The sequence below is a fragment of the Streptomyces klenkii genome (assembly GCF_003626645.1).
GTDB classification, from domain to species: Bacteria; Actinomycetota; Actinomycetes; order Streptomycetales; family Streptomycetaceae; genus Streptomyces; species Streptomyces klenkii.
This window is the reverse complement of the sequence record NZ_RBAM01000099.1, coordinates 1-1304: the sequence shown is the minus strand read 5'-3', so window position 1 is coordinate 1304 and position 1304 is coordinate 1. Positions and strand designations below refer to the sequence as shown.

Here is a 1304-nt window from a genome sequence, read left to right as displayed (position 1 = left end):
CGGGATCTTGGCGGGGTCCGCGAGGGACGTTCCCCGGGCGATGTGCAACGGGAAGTAGGCGTCCGTGAGTTCGACCGGCTCCTCGTCGGCATACATGACCCTCCGGCGGACGACCACGGGGCTTCCTTCCGCCACCCCGAGCAGCCCGGCCACGACCTCCGGCGCGGCGACCTCCCCGGCGTGCACGATCCGCTGGCCACCGCGCCGCCCCCGGGCCCGCGCCTCCTCGCGCCAGGCACCCCCGGGCCCGTCGCCTCCCGGCCTGAGATACGGCATCGACGTGCTGACCCAGTCGCTGCTCACGGCTCCCGCCCTCTCCGGTGCACCTGCCGGGATCATCCCTGGCCGCCTTACACGGTAGGCGACTCACGCCCCGTGTCACCCAAAAGGTGACCTTGCTGCGTTTCGCGAATAGCAGTATGTTCCTGCCCAAGGATACGGCCCCGGGAGACGGCAGACGCCCTAGGAGCAGAGCACATGCAGGACAGCCGCTACACCCCTCACGCGACACCACCCGGCCGACTACCTGTGGGCACGATGGCTCGTGACGTGCCGCGCAAGGCGATCGGACGGGTCATGGGCCACGAGTTCGGCCGGGTCTGGCTGCGGCCACCGCTCGGCGGGCGGGAGTGGACCGCGCGGGAGGAGGACGTTGAACCCGTTCCCGTCAGCGAGGCGCTGTCGCCCCGGGTCGCGGAGGCCAACCGCCCGCTCCTTCGGCGCACGGGCACATGCGAGGCGGCGGACTGGCCGCTGCACGCGGCGTGGGACGAGGAGTTGCCGAAGCCGGTCTTCTGCGTCACCTGCCTGGCATGCGGCGAGCGCTCCGGCGACGGGGGCCGGCCACGTTCGGGAGCGGAGTCCTGGAGTGGCGAGCACGCGGTCCGCCATCCGGGGCACCGCCTGTTCCGGCTAACCGCCGAGGCCGTCCTGCGTTTCACCGGCCCGCCCGGTCAGCCCGAAGGGCGACGGGGCAGCCGCCCCTCATCGAGGCACTCACCGACGGAGACAGCATGAACGACCGCATCGCCATCGGCGTCACCGTGGACATCCACAGCATCCGAGTGGGCGACCAACTGATGCTCGGCGGACAGGTGTTCACCGTCCGCGACATGATCGCGCTGCGCCACGGCGACCGGCGTCTGGAGTTCACGGGCGGGGAGTCGTTCACCATGCGCCCCCACACCGTCCTGTACGCCACCCGCGCCGTCCGCCCCGCCCGCGACACCACGGGCGGTAGGTCAGGACGGGCGCGCCCGCGTTGGTAGGGCCCGCAACAGCGATCGTGAGGGAGGAACGTGGAT

3 protein-coding genes are annotated in these 1304 nt (G+C 71.8%); 2 read left to right on the top strand and 1 reads right to left on the bottom strand.

The annotated features are described in order from the left end of the window. Window positions 1-276 (bottom strand): UTRA domain-containing protein (locus D7231_RS34930; protein WP_422396793.1); only part of this gene is annotated, 276 nt, incomplete at its 3' end. Between the two features lie 261 nt (window positions 277-537). Between D7231_RS34930 and D7231_RS34925 the strand changes: the two genes are divergently transcribed. Next, on the top strand, window positions 538-1017 hold the full coding sequence (locus tag D7231_RS34925; protein WP_147449892.1) for a DUF7848 domain-containing protein: 480 nt from the start codon (window positions 538-540) through the stop codon (window positions 1015-1017). Then, window positions 1014-1268, top strand: a complete 255-nt coding sequence (locus D7231_RS34920; protein ID WP_120760385.1) for a hypothetical protein — start codon at window positions 1014-1016, stop codon at window positions 1266-1268. Before D7231_RS34925 ends, D7231_RS34920 begins: the two co-directional genes overlap by 4 nt. Window positions 1269-1304: the final 36 nt, after the last annotated feature.

What these genes read in the sequence shown, in the direction of transcription:
- D7231_RS34925 (WP_147449892.1), top strand. Translation starts at nt 538, where the DNA reads ATGGCTCGTGACGTGCCGCGCAAGGCGATCGGACGGGTCATGGGCCAC.
- D7231_RS34920 (WP_120760385.1), top strand. Translation starts at nt 1,014, where the DNA reads ATGAACGACCGCATCGCCATCGGCGTCACCGTGGACATCCACAGCATC.